Origin of the sequence: Micromonospora sp. CPCC 206060, from assembly GCF_036906895.1 — a bacterium.
In the GTDB taxonomy this organism is placed as follows: Bacteria; Actinomycetota; Actinomycetes; order Mycobacteriales; family Micromonosporaceae; genus Micromonospora.
This window is the reverse complement of the sequence record NZ_JBAKHU010000004.1, coordinates 85,037-99,911: the sequence shown is the minus strand read 5'-3', so window position 1 is coordinate 99,911 and position 14,875 is coordinate 85,037. Positions and strand designations below refer to the sequence as shown.

General features: G+C 69.2%; 12 protein-coding genes. 7 read left to right on the top strand and 5 right to left on the bottom strand.

The window, feature by feature from the left end:
* Positions 1 to 78 precede the first annotated feature (78 nt).
* The 4 genes from yidC to rpmH are packed head-to-tail and all read right to left on the bottom strand — an operon-like array spanning position 79 to position 1,976.
* Complete coding sequence (gene yidC, locus V6U90_RS05835) at positions 79 to 1,089, bottom strand: membrane protein insertase YidC (protein ID WP_334431701.1); 1,011 nt, start codon at positions 1,087 to 1,089, stop codon at positions 79 to 81.
* Entirely contained in the window at positions 1,086 to 1,331 is a 246-nt protein-coding gene (gene yidD, locus V6U90_RS05830; protein WP_442933531.1) for a membrane protein insertion efficiency factor YidD, read from the bottom strand. Before yidD ends, yidC begins: the two co-directional genes overlap by 4 nt.
* Before the next feature lie 44 nt (positions 1,332 to 1,375).
* The gene (gene rnpA, locus V6U90_RS05825; protein WP_334431697.1) at positions 1,376 to 1,801 is read right to left on the bottom strand and encodes a ribonuclease P protein component; all 426 of its coding nucleotides are present in this window, start codon (positions 1,799 to 1,801) and stop codon (positions 1,376 to 1,378) included.
* Between the two features lie 37 nt (positions 1,802 to 1,838).
* A complete protein-coding gene (gene rpmH / locus V6U90_RS05820) occupies positions 1,839 to 1,976 on the bottom strand; it encodes a 50S ribosomal protein L34 (protein WP_208810600.1) in 138 nt (45 codons plus the stop codon).
* 750 nt (positions 1,977 to 2,726) lie between these two features.
* Between rpmH and dnaA the strand changes: the two genes are divergently transcribed.
* The 5 genes from dnaA to V6U90_RS05795 all read left to right on the top strand — a co-directional run bounded on the left by dnaA (position 2,727) and on the right by V6U90_RS05795 (position 9,187).
* Complete coding sequence (gene dnaA, locus V6U90_RS05815) at positions 2,727 to 4,718, top strand: chromosomal replication initiator protein DnaA (protein ID WP_334431695.1); 1,992 nt, start codon at positions 2,727 to 2,729, stop codon at positions 4,716 to 4,718.
* Between the two features lie 732 nt (positions 4,719 to 5,450).
* Complete coding sequence (gene dnaN, locus V6U90_RS05810; protein ID WP_334431692.1) at positions 5,451 to 6,584, top strand: DNA polymerase III subunit beta; 1,134 nt, start codon at positions 5,451 to 5,453, stop codon at positions 6,582 to 6,584.
* Between the two features lie 40 nt (positions 6,585 to 6,624).
* Positions 6,625 to 7,497: a phosphogluconate dehydrogenase (NAD(+)-dependent, decarboxylating) gene (gnd, locus tag V6U90_RS05805; protein WP_334431690.1), complete on the top strand. Its 873-nt coding sequence runs from the start codon at positions 6,625 to 6,627 to the stop codon at positions 7,495 to 7,497.
* 3 nt (positions 7,498 to 7,500) lie between these two features.
* Entirely contained in the window at positions 7,501 to 8,634 is a 1,134-nt protein-coding gene (recF, locus tag V6U90_RS05800; protein WP_334431687.1) for a DNA replication/repair protein RecF, read from the top strand.
* On the top strand, positions 8,624 to 9,187 hold the full coding sequence (locus tag V6U90_RS05795) for a DUF721 domain-containing protein (protein ID WP_442933530.1): 564 nt from the start codon (positions 8,624 to 8,626) through the stop codon (positions 9,185 to 9,187). Before recF ends, V6U90_RS05795 begins: the two co-directional genes overlap by 11 nt.
* A gap of 45 nt (positions 9,188 to 9,232) precedes the next feature.
* Here V6U90_RS05795 and V6U90_RS05790 read toward each other — a convergent pair whose 3' ends face one another.
* Entirely contained in the window at positions 9,233 to 9,787 is a 555-nt protein-coding gene (locus V6U90_RS05790; RefSeq protein ID WP_334431683.1) for a hypothetical protein, read from the bottom strand.
* A 493-nt stretch (positions 9,788 to 10,280) separates the two neighbouring features.
* Between V6U90_RS05790 and gyrB the strand changes: the two genes are divergently transcribed.
* Both gyrB and gyrA read left to right on the top strand, forming a co-directional pair.
* Positions 10,281 to 12,224 carry a DNA topoisomerase (ATP-hydrolyzing) subunit B gene (gene gyrB, locus V6U90_RS05785; RefSeq protein WP_334432058.1) on the top strand — a complete coding sequence of 648 codons (1,944 nt, stop codon included), beginning with the start codon at positions 10,281 to 10,283 and terminating at the stop codon, positions 12,222 to 12,224.
* A gap of 127 nt (positions 12,225 to 12,351) precedes the next feature.
* Positions 12,352 to 14,874, top strand: a complete 2,523-nt coding sequence (gyrA, locus tag V6U90_RS05780; protein WP_334431681.1) for a DNA gyrase subunit A — start codon at positions 12,352 to 12,354, stop codon at positions 14,872 to 14,874.
* Position 14,875 lies beyond the last annotated feature (1 nt).

The window sequence follows — 14,875 nt, the reverse complement described above, 5'->3', positions numbered from 1 at the left end:
CGCCGGCGCACCTGGCGGCTGCACGGGCGTGGATTCGGCGCGGTCACCGATGGTGGTGCCACCGGTGACCGCACAAGCTCAACCCTGGCGCTTCGCCGGGCGGTTCTTCTTCGGGTTGGCCGGCTTGGCACCGGGCTTCGGGGCCAGCGCCTTGTTCACCGGCTTCGCCGGAACCACCGGCTGGGCCTGCGTCTTACCCCGGCCGAAGAGACCACCGGACCTGGCCGGCTGCACCGGGCTGCGGGACGCACCCGGCTTCGCAGCACCGGACTTGGCCACACCGGTGTTCATCACCAGCGGCGGGAACTTCCGCAGCACCCACTGCTGCTGCCCGAGCGTGAAGAGGTTGTTGGTGACCCAGTAGATGATCACACCGATCGGGAAGATCGCACCGGAAACCAGCAGGGAGAGCGGGATGCCGTAGAGCATCAGACGCTGGATCATCCGCTGCTGCGGGTCCTCGGCCCAGCCGGTCTTGAGGATCATCTGACGGCTGGTCAGGTAGGTGGTCAGCATCATGACCAGCACCAGGACACCGGCGATGACCTTGACGGTGGTGCCGTTCGCGCCGAGCCGGGACAGTTCCTCGGCCGTCGAGCCGAACTTGCCGGCGATCGGGGCGGTGAAGAGGTTCGCCTGGGAGGCGCTGTTGAACTGGTCGACCGTCCAGCCGTAGAGGGTCTTGCCGGCCTCGCTCTTGTCCGGGTTGAGCCGGCGCAGCACGTGGAAGAGGCCGAGGAAGACCGGGATCTGGAGGAACATCGGAAGGCAGCCCATCAGCGGGTTGGCCTTTTCCTTCCGGTAGAGCTCCATCATCTCCTTCTGGAGCGTCTCCCGGTCACCCTTGTGCTTCTCCTGGAGCTCCTTGACCTTGGGCTGGAGCGCCTGCATCGCCCGCTGCGACTTGATCTGCTTGACGAAGACCGGGAAGAGAATCACCCGGACGGTGACCACCAGGAAGATGATGGCCAGGATCCACGCCCAGTTGGTGCCCGCTACCGCGTCGTCCGGCACCCCGATGGCGTCCCAGGCCGAGTGCCAGAGCAGCAGGATCCACGAAATCGCAGAGTAGATCCAGTCGAGACTCAATTCGGGGCTCCAGTCACGTCGGTACGGCGGGGGCGGCCCGGCTCGGGCACCGGGTCATGCCCACCAGGGTGAAAGGGGTGGCAGCGCAACAGCCGCCGGACCGCCAGGATGGCTCCGCGGAGCGCACCGTGCCGCGTTACCGCCTCCAGGGCGTACGCGCTGCACGACGGGTAGAACCGACAGCGGGCCGGCAGTGCCGGGCTTATCCACCGACGGTACGCGATGATGGGTCCTGCCAGCACCCGGGCACCGACTGTGGCCGGGCGGGACGAACCTGTCGCACCGGTCACCGGGGTCGCCGACCCGACCCGCGCGGGGTCCGTGCAGCGGCCAGGGCAGCGTCGAGATCGGCGCCGAGCCGGGTGTACGACGCTCCCGCCGCAGCGGGCAGCGCCCGGACCACCAGAGTGGCCCCGGCAGGCAACGAGTCGAGCCGTTCCCGGACCAGGTGACGCAGCCGGCGACGGACCGCGTTACGCACCACGGCATTGCCCACCGCCTTGGACACGACAAAGCCGGCACGGGCGGACACGGAGGGCTGCTCCGCGTCGATCGTCCGCGCCGGCTCTGCCGGAGAACTCACGTCAGGGGTGCCGATGGTGTCGGGGAGGTGCAGATGCACCACGACAGCGCCACGACCGGCCCGCCGGCCACCACGGACCGCTGCGGCGAAGTCGACGCTGCGCCGCAGTCGCTGCGCGGCTGCCAGCACGACTGCCCACGTCCCCCGGATCGGGCCCCGTCGGCCGTCAGGCCGACAGGGTGACGCGACCCTTGGCGCGACGGCTCGACAGGATGGCGCGACCGGCCCGGGTGCGCATGCGCAGCCGGAAGCCGTGGGTCTTCGCGCGCCGGCGGTTGTTCGGCTGGTAGGTGCGCTTGCTCACGTCAGGCTCTCCGTCTTCCGTACGTCCCGGGCGCGGGGAGCGCCGGGATCGTGTGGTGGTCTGGCGTGGGCCACCGGACGGGTGGCCCTCCTCGGTGCTGCCCGACGTCGCACGGGCCTCGACGATGCGGGGACGTGACTGCGGACAGCAAGCACCCATCACCCTAGCAGAGGGCGTGAGAGCGGCCGCTCCAGCCTAGGCAGGGGGGCAATCGTCGTCAAACCTCCCCGGCACCGGGTGCGGCGGGCCGTCCCGGTCCAGCCCGGTCCACCTGCCGCGACGCGGGGCGTACCCGCTGGTGGGACCATTTGCGGGGCGAGGCGAAGCGACGGTTTTGACGCATACCGAGAAGGCCGGTGACACTCGCCGGTTGTAGGTGCGTGGAGAACGCTGTTACCGTGCGCGTTTGCGGTCCGCGTCCGGGACCTGACTGTCACCGGGCCGGTCGTCACGGTGGCTCGGTGTCACTGTGGTCCGGTTCTCGCGCCAGCGCAAGACCGGACAAGGTGGTGAATCGTTCGGCACGGTGAACCCGCTTCGGCGCCCGTTTCAGGCAGGGGCAGGTCTGGCACGAGTCCGGCGGGCGGCCACAATCGGTCGATACACAGGCTGTGGATAACTTGTGGATGGTGGATCGACCGACGGTTCGAGCAGGCGACGTTCAGCCTGGTCGAGCGCGGTGGCAGGCCCGGAACGGCGGCTGGGACAGCAGCGGCGGCCGGGGAGCAGAGGCGAGGGGGTGGCACCAGGGTGGCCGGAACGATCGACCTCGCCGCGGTGTGGACGGCGACGACCGACGAACTCGCCGACGAGATCATTTCCGCGCAGCAGCGTGCCTACCTCCGCCTCACCCGGCTCCGTGCGATCGTCGAGGACACCGCCCTGCTCGCCGTACCCGACGCGTTCACCCGGGACGTCATCGAGTCCCGGCTGCGGCCGGCGATCACCGAGGCGCTGACCCGACGGCTGGGCCGGCCGATCCAGGTGGCAGTCACCGTCCGGGTGGCCGAGGAGGGTCAGGCCCGCACCACGGGGACCGTCTACGGCAGTGAGGCGACCGGTTACCCGGCACCCGGCTACGGCGGGTACGACGGACCGACCGGTAACCCGCCCACCGCGCCGGACCACCCCCCGTTCGGAGCGGGCGGCTACGCCGACGACCGTGACCTGGCCCGGGACCTCACCCACGAACGCGACCGTGACCTCGCCCTGGAGCGTGACCGCGAGCTCGCCCGGGAACGCGACCGCAACCACGAGGATCTCAACCGGGATCTCGAACCGTCCCGGGAGCGGGACGCCGGCCGGGAGCGTCCGTCGGCCGGTGGGCCCGGACCGGACCCGGGGATCAGTGGTTCCGCCCAACACCTGCCGGGGGAGACCGGCCTGCGGCCCGGCCTGATCCCGGCCAGCCGGGACGGGCAGGAGGCCCTCTTCTCCGCCCCCTACCTGGAGTCCCGCCGCCCGCCCGCCCAGGAACGGCGGAACCGGGACGACCGGGCCGCCACCGGATCCCCGGTCCTGCCGCCACCGGATCCCCAGGCCTTCGAGCCCCGTTACCGCGACGACGCCGGCGTGCTGCGTGACCAGCCCACCCTGCGGGGACTGCCCCGCGACGGCGGGACGGACAGCGGCCCGGGACGCGGACCGGCCCCCACCGAGCACCGACCCGGCGGCCGGGACGACCGGCGTCCCGGCATCGGTGTGGACACCGGGGGCAACCGGCTCAACCCGAAGTACATGTTCGAGACCTTCGTCATCGGCTCGTCGAACCGGTTCGCCCACGCGGCGAGCGTCGCGGTCGCCGAGTCGCCGGCCAAGGCGTACAACCCGCTCTTCATCTACGGCCACTCCGGGCTGGGCAAGACCCACCTGCTCCATGCCATCGGCCACTACGCCACGACCCTCGGTCACGCCCGCTCGGTGCGGTACGTGTCGACCGAGGAGTTCACCAACGACTTCATCAACTCGCTGCGCGACGACAAGACCAGTGCGTTCCAACGCCGCTACCGCGACGTCGACATCCTGCTGATCGACGACATCCAGTTCCTGGAGAACCGCGAGCGGACCCAGGAGGAGTTCTTCCACACCTTCAACACGCTGCACAACGCCAACAAGCAGATCGTCATCACCTCGGACCGGTCCCCGAAGCAGCTCGCCACCCTGGAGGACCGGCTCCGGACCCGGTTCGAGTGGGGGCTGCTGGCCGACATCCAGCCACCGGATCTGGAGACCCGGATCGCGATCCTGCAGAAGAAGGCCGCCCAGGAGCGCCTGTACGCGCCACCGGACGTGCTGGAGTTCATCGCGTCCCGGGTCGCCAGCTCGATCCGGGAACTGGAGGGTGCCCTGATCCGGGTCACCGCCTTCGCCAGCCTGACCCGTTCCTCCGTCGAGCTGTCCCTGGCCGAGGAGGTGCTCCGGGACTTCATCCCGGACGGCTCCGGGCCGGAGATCAACGCGGACCAGATCATGATCTCCACCGCGGACTACTTCGGCGTCAGCCTGGAGGACCTGCGGGGGCACTCCCGGTCCCGGGTACTGGTCAACGCCCGTCAGGTGGCGATGTACCTGTGCCGGGAACTGACCGACCTCTCCCTGCCCAGGATCGGGCAGGCGTTCGGTGGCCGTGACCACACCACGGTGATGCACGCCGACCGGAAGATCCGGCAGCAGATGGCGGAACGGCGGTCGCTCTACAACCAGATCGCCGAGCTGACCAACCGGATCAAACAGAACGCCTGAGACGTCGCATCGGAAGGTGGCCCGGCCGTTGAGCCGGGCCACCGCCGTTTCCGGGTCCTCCGTCACCCACATCCGGCGTCGGTTCTCCACAGCGGGGCGCACTTGTCCACACCCTGTTATCCACAGCTCGGTGGACAACCTCTGGTGTCCCTCGACCCGGAAACCCACAACCTGTGGACAAGTCCTGTTGACAACCCTGTGGACGGGTCGACACGTTCGGCGCGTCGTCCACCGGCGCTGGGTCCCCTGTGTACAGCCTGTTGAAGGATCTGGGGACAACGGCGCCGGTAACCGATCCGGATTTCCACAGCACTGGGGAGAAAGTCGGTGGATAACCGGTGGATGAGCTGTGGACGGCGGTGGAAAACCTGTGGACCCGGAACCGCCTGTGGAAAAACAGGGGGGTTTTACCCCAGGTCATCCACAGCTAAACCACCGGTGGATAATCGTCTGACCTGCGCAAACGCGGGTTCTCCACAGTTTGCACAGCACCGATGAAGACGATGGCTTCTATCTCTTCTAGAGAACAAAAACCAATCATCACCGTTGGGCTTTCTGTGGATCCCGCTCTCCGTACCGGCCTGGCCGGCAGCGGGAGCGGAATCGGAGGGGCCGGACGCACAGCCGATGGCCGAGCGCCCTAAGGTGCGAGGGTGACCCGCACGGTCGGGCGGGTCGGTAGGCAGCGGTCGGCATGAGAGAGTTGTCGCTGACGTCGACGCGGAGGCATGCATGAAGTTCCGAGTAGAGCGCGACGCGCTCGCCGACGCGGTGGCGTGGACCGCGAAGAGCCTGCCCAACCGGCCATCGGTACCGGTGCTTGCCGGGGTGATGTTGCGGGTTGCCGATGGCAACCTGCAGGTCTCCGGCTTCGACTACGAGGTTTCCAGCCAGGTCACCGTCGAGGTGCAGGGCGACGCCGACGGGGCGGCCCTGGTCTCCGGTCGGCTGCTTGCCGAGATCACCAAGGCTTTGCCGGCAAAGCCGGTGGACATCGCCGCCGACGGCGCCCATCTGGAGCTGGTCTGCGGCAGCGCGCGGTTCACCCTGCCCACCATGCCGGTGGAGGACTACCCGACCCTGCCGGATATGCCGGCCAGCGCCGGGACGATCGACGCGGCCGCGTTCGCCGCCGCGGTCGCCCAGGTCGCGGTTGCCGCCGGCCGGGACGAGACCCTGCCGATGATGACCGGGGTACGCATCGAGCTGACCGGGGACACCCTGGCAATGCTCGCCACCGACCGTTACCGGCTGGCGCTACGCGAAATGCGCTGGAACCCGGAGGATCCCGAGGTCAGCATCAACGCCCTGGTGCCGGCCCGGACGCTGAACGACACCGCCAAGACTCTCGGCCCGCTCGGCGGCGAGGTGACCATGGCGCTGGCCCAGGGCGGCGCCGGCGAGGGCATGATCGGCTTTGCCGGTGGTACCCGACGTACCACCAGCCGCCTGCTGGACGGCGCCAACTACCCGCCGGTCCGGTCGCTCTTCCCGGCCACCCACAACGCCGAGGCCCGGGTGACGGTCTCCACCCTCGTCGAGGTGGTCAAGCGGGTCGCCCTGGTCGCCGAGCGGACCACCCCGGTGCTGCTCAGCTTCAGCTCCGACGGGCTCATCGTGGAGGCCGGCGGCACCGAGGAGGCCCGGGCGAGCGAGGCGATGGACGCCACGTTCACCGGTGACTCGCTGACCATCGGCTTCAACCCGCAGTACCTGATCGACGGGTTGGCCAACCTGGGTGCGCCGACCGCCGTGCTGCACTTCGTCGACGCGTTCAAGCCCGCGGTGATTTCCCCCGCCGGTGAGGATGGCGAGGCCATTCCTGGGTACCGCTATCTGATCATGCCGATCCGGGTCACCCGCTGACCGCGCTGGCCTGACCTGACACGTACCGGAGGGAAAAGACATGCAGCTCGGCCTGGTAGGACTCGGCCGGATGGGCGGCAACATGCGCGAACGGTTGCGCGCCGCCGGGCACGAGGTGGTGGGCTTCGACCAGAACCCGGAGGTGAGCGACGTCGCCAGCCTCGCCGAGCTGGCTGAGAAGCTCGCCGCGCCGCGTGCCGTCTGGGTGATGGTGCCGGCCGGCGTCACCGACGCCACCATCGACTCCCTGGCCGAGGTGCTCGGCGACGGCGACATCATCATCGACGGCGGCAACTCGCGGTTCAGCGACGACGGCCCCCGGGCCGAGCGTCTCGCCACCCGCGGCATCGGTTACCTCGACGTGGGCGTCTCCGGTGGCGTGTGGGGCAAGCAGAACGGCTACGCCCTGATGGTCGGCGGCGCGCAGGAGCACGTCGACCGGCTGATGCCGATCTTCGAGTCGCTGAAGCCGGCCGGCGAGTTCGGCTTCGTGCACGCCGGTCCGGTCGGCGCCGGCCACTACGCCAAGATGGTGCACAACGGCATCGAGTACGGCCTGATGCACGCCTACGCTGAGGGCTACGAGCTGCTGGCCAAGTCCGAGCTGGTCACCAACGTCCCCGGGGTGTTCAAGTCGTGGCGGGAGGGGACCGTCGTGCGGTCCTGGCTGCTCGACCTGCTCGACCGGGCGCTCGACGAGGACCCGGAGCTGGCCACCCTGCGCGGGTACGCCGACGACACCGGCGAGGGCCGGTGGACCGTGGACGAGGCGGTCCGGCTCGCCGTGCCGATGAACGTGATCGCCGCCGCTCTCTTCGCCCGGTTCACCTCGCGCCAGGACGACTCCCCGGCGATGAAGGCCATCGCCGCGCTGCGCCAGCAGTTCGGCGGCCACGCCATCCACAAGCGCTGACCCGTGTACGTCCGCCGGCTCGAACTGGTCGACTTCCGCTCGTACGAGCGGGTGGCGATCGACCTTGAGCCGGGGCCGAACGTGTTCGTCGGTGCCAACGGGGTCGGCAAGACCAACCTGATCGAGGCGTTGGGCTACGTGGCGACCCTGGCCAGCCACCGGGTCGCCATGGACGCCCCGTTGGTCCGGGTGGGTGCCTCGGCGGCGGTGATCCGGTGCGCGGTGGCACACGAGGGGCGCGAGCTGCTGATCGAGCTGGAGATCGTGCCCGGTCGGGCCAACCGCGCCCGGCTGGGCCGGTCCCCGGTCCGCCGGGCCCGGGACGTGCTGGGCGCGCTGCGGATGGTGCTGTTCGCCCCGGAGGACCTGGAACTCGTCCGGGGCGACCCGGCCGAGCGGCGGCGCTACCTCGACGAGCTGCTGGTCACCCGGCAACCCCGGTACGCCGGGGTGCGGGCCGACTACGAGCGGGTGGTCAAACAGCGCAACGCCCTGCTACGGACGGCGTACCTGGCCCGTAAGACGGGAGGCTCCCGGGGGGCCGACCTCTCGACGCTGGACGTCTGGGACACCCACCTGGCCCGGCACGGCGCCGAGCTGCTGGCCGGCCGGCTGGAGCTGGTGGCCGCGCTCGGTCCGCACGTGGCCAAGGCGTACGACGCGGTGGCCGCCGGCCGGGGTGCTGCGGCGATGGCCTACCGGGCCACCGTCGAGCTGGGTACCGCCCCGGTGGACCGGGCGATGTTGCAGGAGGCGCTGGCCACCGCGCTGGCCGACTCCCGCGCGGCGGAGGCGGAGCGGGGGACGACCCTGGTCGGCCCGCACCGGGACGAGTTGGCGCTGACCCTCGGCCCGCTACCCGCCAAGGGGTACGCGAGCCACGGCGAGTCCTGGTCGTTCGCGCTGGCGTTGCGGCTGGCCGCGTACGACCTGCTGCGGGCCGACGGCATCGAGCCGGTACTCGCGCTCGACGACGTCTTCGCGGAACTGGACGCCGGGCGGCGGGACCGCCTGGCCGAGCTGGTCGGTGGGGCCGGGCAGCTTCTGGTGACCTGCGCGGTGGACGATGATGTTCCGGCGGCCCTGAGTGGCACGCGTTACCAGGTGGACGAGGGGGCGGTACGCCGTGCCGGATGAACCCGTGACCCCACCGCCCGCTCCTCCCGGGGCGAGCGGACCCGAGCTGGCCAGGGCGGTACTCGATGCGGCGAAGGCCCGTCGGGAGGCGGTCCGGCCCCGGCGGCGTACCCCGGGCGACCCCGCCTCCGGCGGTGCCGACGGCCGGGGTGGCACCGGTCGCCGGCTGCGTGGCTACTCCGGTCCCGGGCCGGATCCCCGCGACCCGCAGATGCTCGGCACGGTGCTGGCCCGGCTGGTGAAGGCGCGCGGCTGGCAGCAGCCGGCTGCGGAGGCGACCGTCTTCGGTGCCTGGGAGCGGGTGGTCGGTCCGGAGATCGCCAAGCACAGCCGGCCGGTGAAGCTGGAGGACGGTACGTTGACCGTGGAGGCGGAGTCCACCGCCTGGGCCACCCAGCTCCGGCTGCTCACCGGTTCGCTGCTGACCCGAATCGCCCGAGAGCTGGGTCACAACGTCGTCCGCCGGTTGCACATCCACGGCCCGGCCGTGCCGTCCTGGTCGCGGGGACCGCGTCGGGTACGCGGCCGTGGCCCCCGCGACACCTACGGCTGACCGACGTCCGACGCGGGCTGCCGGCCCGCGTCGGACGGACCACGGTCAGGAGTTGGCGTAGACCGCGAAGCCCTTGTCCGCGCAGCGGCGGTAGAAGCGGGCCAGGATCCCCAGCTCGGAGCGGGTGAAGTTCCACTGCGGCGGTGCCCCGGCCTTGTCCCGCAGGGCGTCGAGCCGGTTGTCCAGCCACCGGAGCTGCTGCTCGGCGAGGCGCCCGTCGGCCAGCGCGGCGCGTAGGACGACGCCGACGCTGTCGAAGGTGATCTCCTCGCCGTGATCCCGGTGGCCCTCGACGAAGCGCTCCAATCCACCGGCGATCCAGGCACAGCCGTCCGGGTCGATCACCGGGTCCTCGTCCTCGGCCGCAGCCTCTGTGGCGTAGAGCACATTGTCCAGGCCGAGCAGCAGGTCGACCAGTTCGGTGTACGCGGTGGCCCGGACGGTACCGGTCTGCGCGATCAGCCCGGCGAGGGCACCGGCGGGCGCGGGGATGCCGGGGTACTCGGCGATCGTGCCGAAGTCGACGAACTCGGCGGGCGCCACCGGTTCGTAGAAGCGGCCGGTCCTTGGCCAGTGCACCGCGACGTTGTCCAGCCCCATCGGGCGTCACCTTCCTGAAGGTTCTCGAACCGGGTGGGTCGATCGTCCGGTTCCGGGTCGGTGGATTGTGGACCCGCCGGACGGCGCCGCCAAATTACGGCACGGCGTGGACTCCGCGCGACCCCCGGGATTCCATGATCGGTTGCGGCATGTGTAGGGGGAGTTGCGGGCAGCGCAGTTCGGGCCGCTACGAACGTCTCAGCCCCCGTTACAGGGGTGCCGAGTGGTGGTTTCGTCACCGCCGCACAGTAGGATTGACGGCAGAGACGAGGACACGGTGCGGAGCGATGACGCGGGTTGAGGGCAGCCCGGGCCACCGGTCCCCCGCCGGGTCCGAGCCGATCGCGATCCGCGGGCAACCGCGGCGACCGACGCATTCGGCGGCAATCCGGAACTGATCGGGGTGCCGGTCCGTGCGCCGACGTCGCGTCCTGTCCGCCGTACCCGCACCCCCGTGCGCCCTGGCGCCGGGGACGCGAGAAAGTGGCCCATGGTGTCAGCGCAGAACAAGCAGGAGTACGGCGCCGAGTCGATCACCGTTCTCGAAGGCCTGGAGGCGGTGCGTAAGCGGCCCGGTATGTACATCGGGTCGACCGGTGAGCGGGGTCTGCACCACCTGGTCTGGGAGGTCGTCGACAACGCCGTCGACGAGGCCCTCGCCGGGTACTGCGACACCATCGACGTGGTCCTGCTCGCCGACGGCGGGGTCCAGGTCACCGACAACGGCCGCGGGTTCCCGGTCGACCTGCACCCCAAGCTGAAGAAGCCGGGGGTGGAGGTCGCGCTGACCGTCCTGCACGCGGGCGGCAAGTTCGACGGCAAGGCGTACGCCGTCTCCGGTGGTCTGCACGGCGTGGGTGTGTCGGTGGTCAACGCGCTGTCGACCCGGATGTTCGTCGAGATCCACAAGTCGGGGCACGTCTGGCGCCAGCACTACAACAACTCCAAGCCGGCGCCGCTGGAGCAGGGCGAGAGCACCAACCGCACCGGTTCGGCCGTGTCGTTCTGGCCGGACCCGGACGTCTTCGAGACGGTCAACTTCGACTTCCAGACCATCTACCGCCGCCTCCAGGAGATGGCCTTCCTCAACCGTGGCCTCACCATCCACCTGCTCGACGAGCGGGTCCAGGAGGAGGAGGGCCGGATGCGCGAGGTCACCTTCTGTTACAAGGGCGGCATCGCCGACTTCGTCCGGCACCTCAACGCCTCCAAGAACCCGATCCACAAGTCGGTGGTCGAGTTCGGCGCCGAGGAGGAGGGCATGTCGGTCGAGATCGCCATGCAGTGGAACGAGTCGTACGGTGAGTCGGTCTACACCTTCGCGAACACGATCAACACCCACGAGGGCGGTACCCACGAGGAGGGCTTCCGGGCCGCGTTGACCGGGGTGGTCAACAAGTACGGCACCGAGAAGAAGCTGCTCAAGGCCGACGAGAAGCTCTCCGGCGAGGACATCCGGGAGGGGCTGGCCGCGATCATCTCGGTCAAGCTGGCCAACCCGCAGTTCGAGGGGCAGACCAAGACCAAGCTGGGCAACACCCCGGTGAAGAGCTTCGTGCTGCGGGTCTGCAACGAGTGGCTGGTCGACTGGTTCGACCGTAACCCGGCCGAGGCGAAGCAGATCATCACCAAGGCGACCCAGGCCGCCCGGGCCCGGATCGCCGCCCAGCAGGCTCGCAAGCTGGCCCGCCGCAAGTCGCTGCTGGAGTCCGGTTCGATGCCGGGCAAGCTGGCCGACTGCCAGTCCACCGACCCGCGTGAGTCCGAGGTCTTCATCGTCGAGGGCGACTCGGCCGGTGGCTCGGCGAAGCAGGGCCGGGACCCGCGGACCCAGGCGATCCTGCCGATCCGGGGCAAGATCCTCAACGTCGAGAAGGCGCGGATCGACCGGGTGCTGAAGAACAACGAGGTCCAGGCGCTGATCACCGCGCTGGGTACCGGCATCCACGACGACTTCGACATCGAGAAGCTGCGGTACCACAAGATCGTCCTGATGGCCGACGCCGACGTGGACGGGCAGCACATCCAGACCCTGCTGCTCACTCTCCTCTTCCGCTTCATGCGCCCGCTGGTGGAGCTGGGGCACGTCTACCTGGCCGCCCCGCCGCTCTACAAGATCAAGTGGAACAAGAAGGGCGACGACGCGCAGTACGCCTACTCCGACCGGGAACGGGACGGGCTGATTGCGCTGCGCCAGCAGAAGAAGCCCAACGCCAGGCCGGACGACATCCAGCGGTTCAAGGGTCTCGGTGAGATGAACTACCCCGAGCTGTGGGACACCACGATGAACCCGGGCACCCGTACCCTGCGCCAGGTCACGCTCGACGACGCCGCAACCGCCGACGAGCTGTTCAGCGTTCTGATGGGTGAGGACGTCGAGGCGCGCCGTTCGTTCATCCAGCGCAACGCCAAGGACGTGCGCTTCCTGGACATCTGACCGGTGGCACGGTGGTGGCCGGAGCTGCCGGTCACCACCGCGTCCACATGGTTATCCACAGCTTCGTCGCTTCTCCACAGCGTTATCCACAGCACAAATGCGACTCTGATTCTGATAAGGGTTAACAGTGACTGATACTCCCGAGCCCAACCCGAGCGAAGCGGGCGCGACAGAGACCGGCGGCGCCGCGATCGTGGCGCACGACCGCATCGAGCCGGTCGGGCTCGAAGTCGAGATGCAGCGCTCCTACCTCGACTACGCCATGAGTGTCATCGTGGGCCGCGCGCTGCCGGACGTCCGGGACGGTCTCAAGCCGGTCCACCGCAAGATCCTTTACGCCATGTTCGACTCCGGCTACCGGCCTGACCGGGGGTACGTGAAGTGCTCCCGGGTCGTCGGGGACGTGATGGGGCAGTTCCACCCGCACGGCGACTCGGCCATCTACGACGCGCTGGTCCGGATGGCCCAGCCCTGGTCGCTGCGGTACCCGCTGGTCGACGGCAACGGCAACTTCGGCTCGCCGGGTAACGACCCGGCCGCCGCCATGCGTTACACCGAGTGCAAGCTCGACCCGTTGGCCATGGAGATGCTGCGGGACATCGACGAGGACACCGTCGACCTCCAGGACAACTACGACGGCCGGGCCAAGGAGCCCACCATCCTGCCGTCGCGGATCCCCAACCTGCTGATCAACGGCTCCGAGGGCATCGCGGTGGGTATGGCCACCAAGATCCCGCCGCACAACCTGCGGGAGATCGGCGCTGCGGTGCAGTGGTGCCTGGAGAACCCGGAGGAGGACGAGGCGACCACCCTCGACGCGCTCCTGGAGATCGTCAAGGGCCCGGACTTCCCCACCCATGGCCTGATCGTCGGCACCCAGGCGATCCAGGACGCGTACCGCACCGGTCGGGGTTCGATCCGGATGCGCGCCGTGGTCGAGGTCGAGGAGGACAAGCGGGGCCGCCCCTGCCTCGTGGTCAGCGAGCTTCCCTACCAGGTCAACCCGGACAACCTGGCCGAGCGGATCGCCGAGCTGATCAAGGAGGGCAAGCTCGCCGGCATCGCCGACATCCGTGACGAGTCCTCCGGGCGTACCGGTATGCGGATCGTGCTGGTGCTGAAGCGCGACGCGGTTGCCAAGGTGGTGCTCAACAACCTCTACAAGCACACCCAGCTCCAGGAGACCTTCGGCGCCAACATGCTGGCGCTGGTGGACGGAGTGCCTCGTACCCTCAACCTGGCCCAGTTCATCCGGTACTACGTCGAGCACCAGATCGACGTGATCCGTCGACGTACCGCGTTCCGACTGCGCAAGGCCGAGGAGCGGGCGCACATCCTGCGCGGTCTGGCCAAGGCGCTCGACGCGCTGGACGAGGTGATCGCCCTGATCCGGCGTTCACCCACCGTCGAGGACGCCCGGCAGGGTCTCACCCGGCTGCTGGAGATCGACGAGATCCAGGCGACCGCGATCCTGGACATGCAGCTCCGCCGCCTGGCCGCCCTGGAGCGGCAGAAGCTCCTCGACGAGCTGACCAAGCTGGAGGTGGAGATCGCCGACCTGAAGGACATCCTGGCCAAGCCGGAGCGGCAGCGGAGGATCGTCTCGGAGGAGCTCGGCGAGATCATCGCCAAGTGGGGCGACGAACGGCGGACGAAGATCGTGCCGTTCGACGGCGAGGTCTCGATGGAGGACCTGATCGCCCGCGAGGACGTGGTCGTCACGATCACCCGCACCGGGTACGCCAAGCGGACCAAGGTCGACCTCTACCGTTCCCAGCGTCGGGGCGGCAAGGGGGTCAGCGGGGCCACGCTGCGGCAGGACGACATCGTCAGCCACTTCTTCGTCTGCTCTACCCACGACTGGATCCTGTTCTTCACCAACAAGGGACGGGTGTACCGGGCCAAGGCGTACGAGTTGCCGGAGGCCAGTAGGGTGGCCAAGGGCCAGCACGTGGCCAATCTGCTCGCCTTCCTGCCGGACGAGCAGATCGCGCAGATCATCGAGATCCCGGACTACCAGGTGGCGCCCTATCTGGTACTCGCCACGAAGAACGGTCTGGTGAAGAAGACAAAGCTGGAGGAGTTCGACTCCAACCGGTCCGGCGGCATCATCGCGATCAACCTGCGCGATGAGGACGAGCTGGTCGGTGCCGCCCTGGTCGCGCCCGAGGACGACCTGCTGCTGGTCTCCAAGAACGCCCAGGCGATCCGCTTCAACGCCACCGACGAGGCACTGCGGCCGATGGGCCGGGCGACCTCCGGTGTGATCGGCATGCGCTTCACCGACGACGACGTCCTGCTGGCCATGGAGGTGGTCCGCGAGAACATGGACGTCCTGGTGGCGACGAACGGGGGATATGCAAAACGTACCCCGATCGAGGAATACCCGGTCCAGGGCCGGGGAGGCAAGGGTGTGCTGACTGCGAAGATCACGGAACGACGTGGCGGGCTGGTCGGTGCAGTGGTGATCAATCCGGATGACGAGCTGTTCGCGATCACCAGTAACGGTGGCGTCATCCGGACTCCGGTGAAGCCTGTACGCCGTACGCGTGACCGGAACACAATGGGGGTCAAGCTGATGGACCTCCCGGACGGCGTGACTATCGTGGCGATTGCTCGAAATGCCGACGAGCCTGACGAACAGGACTAGT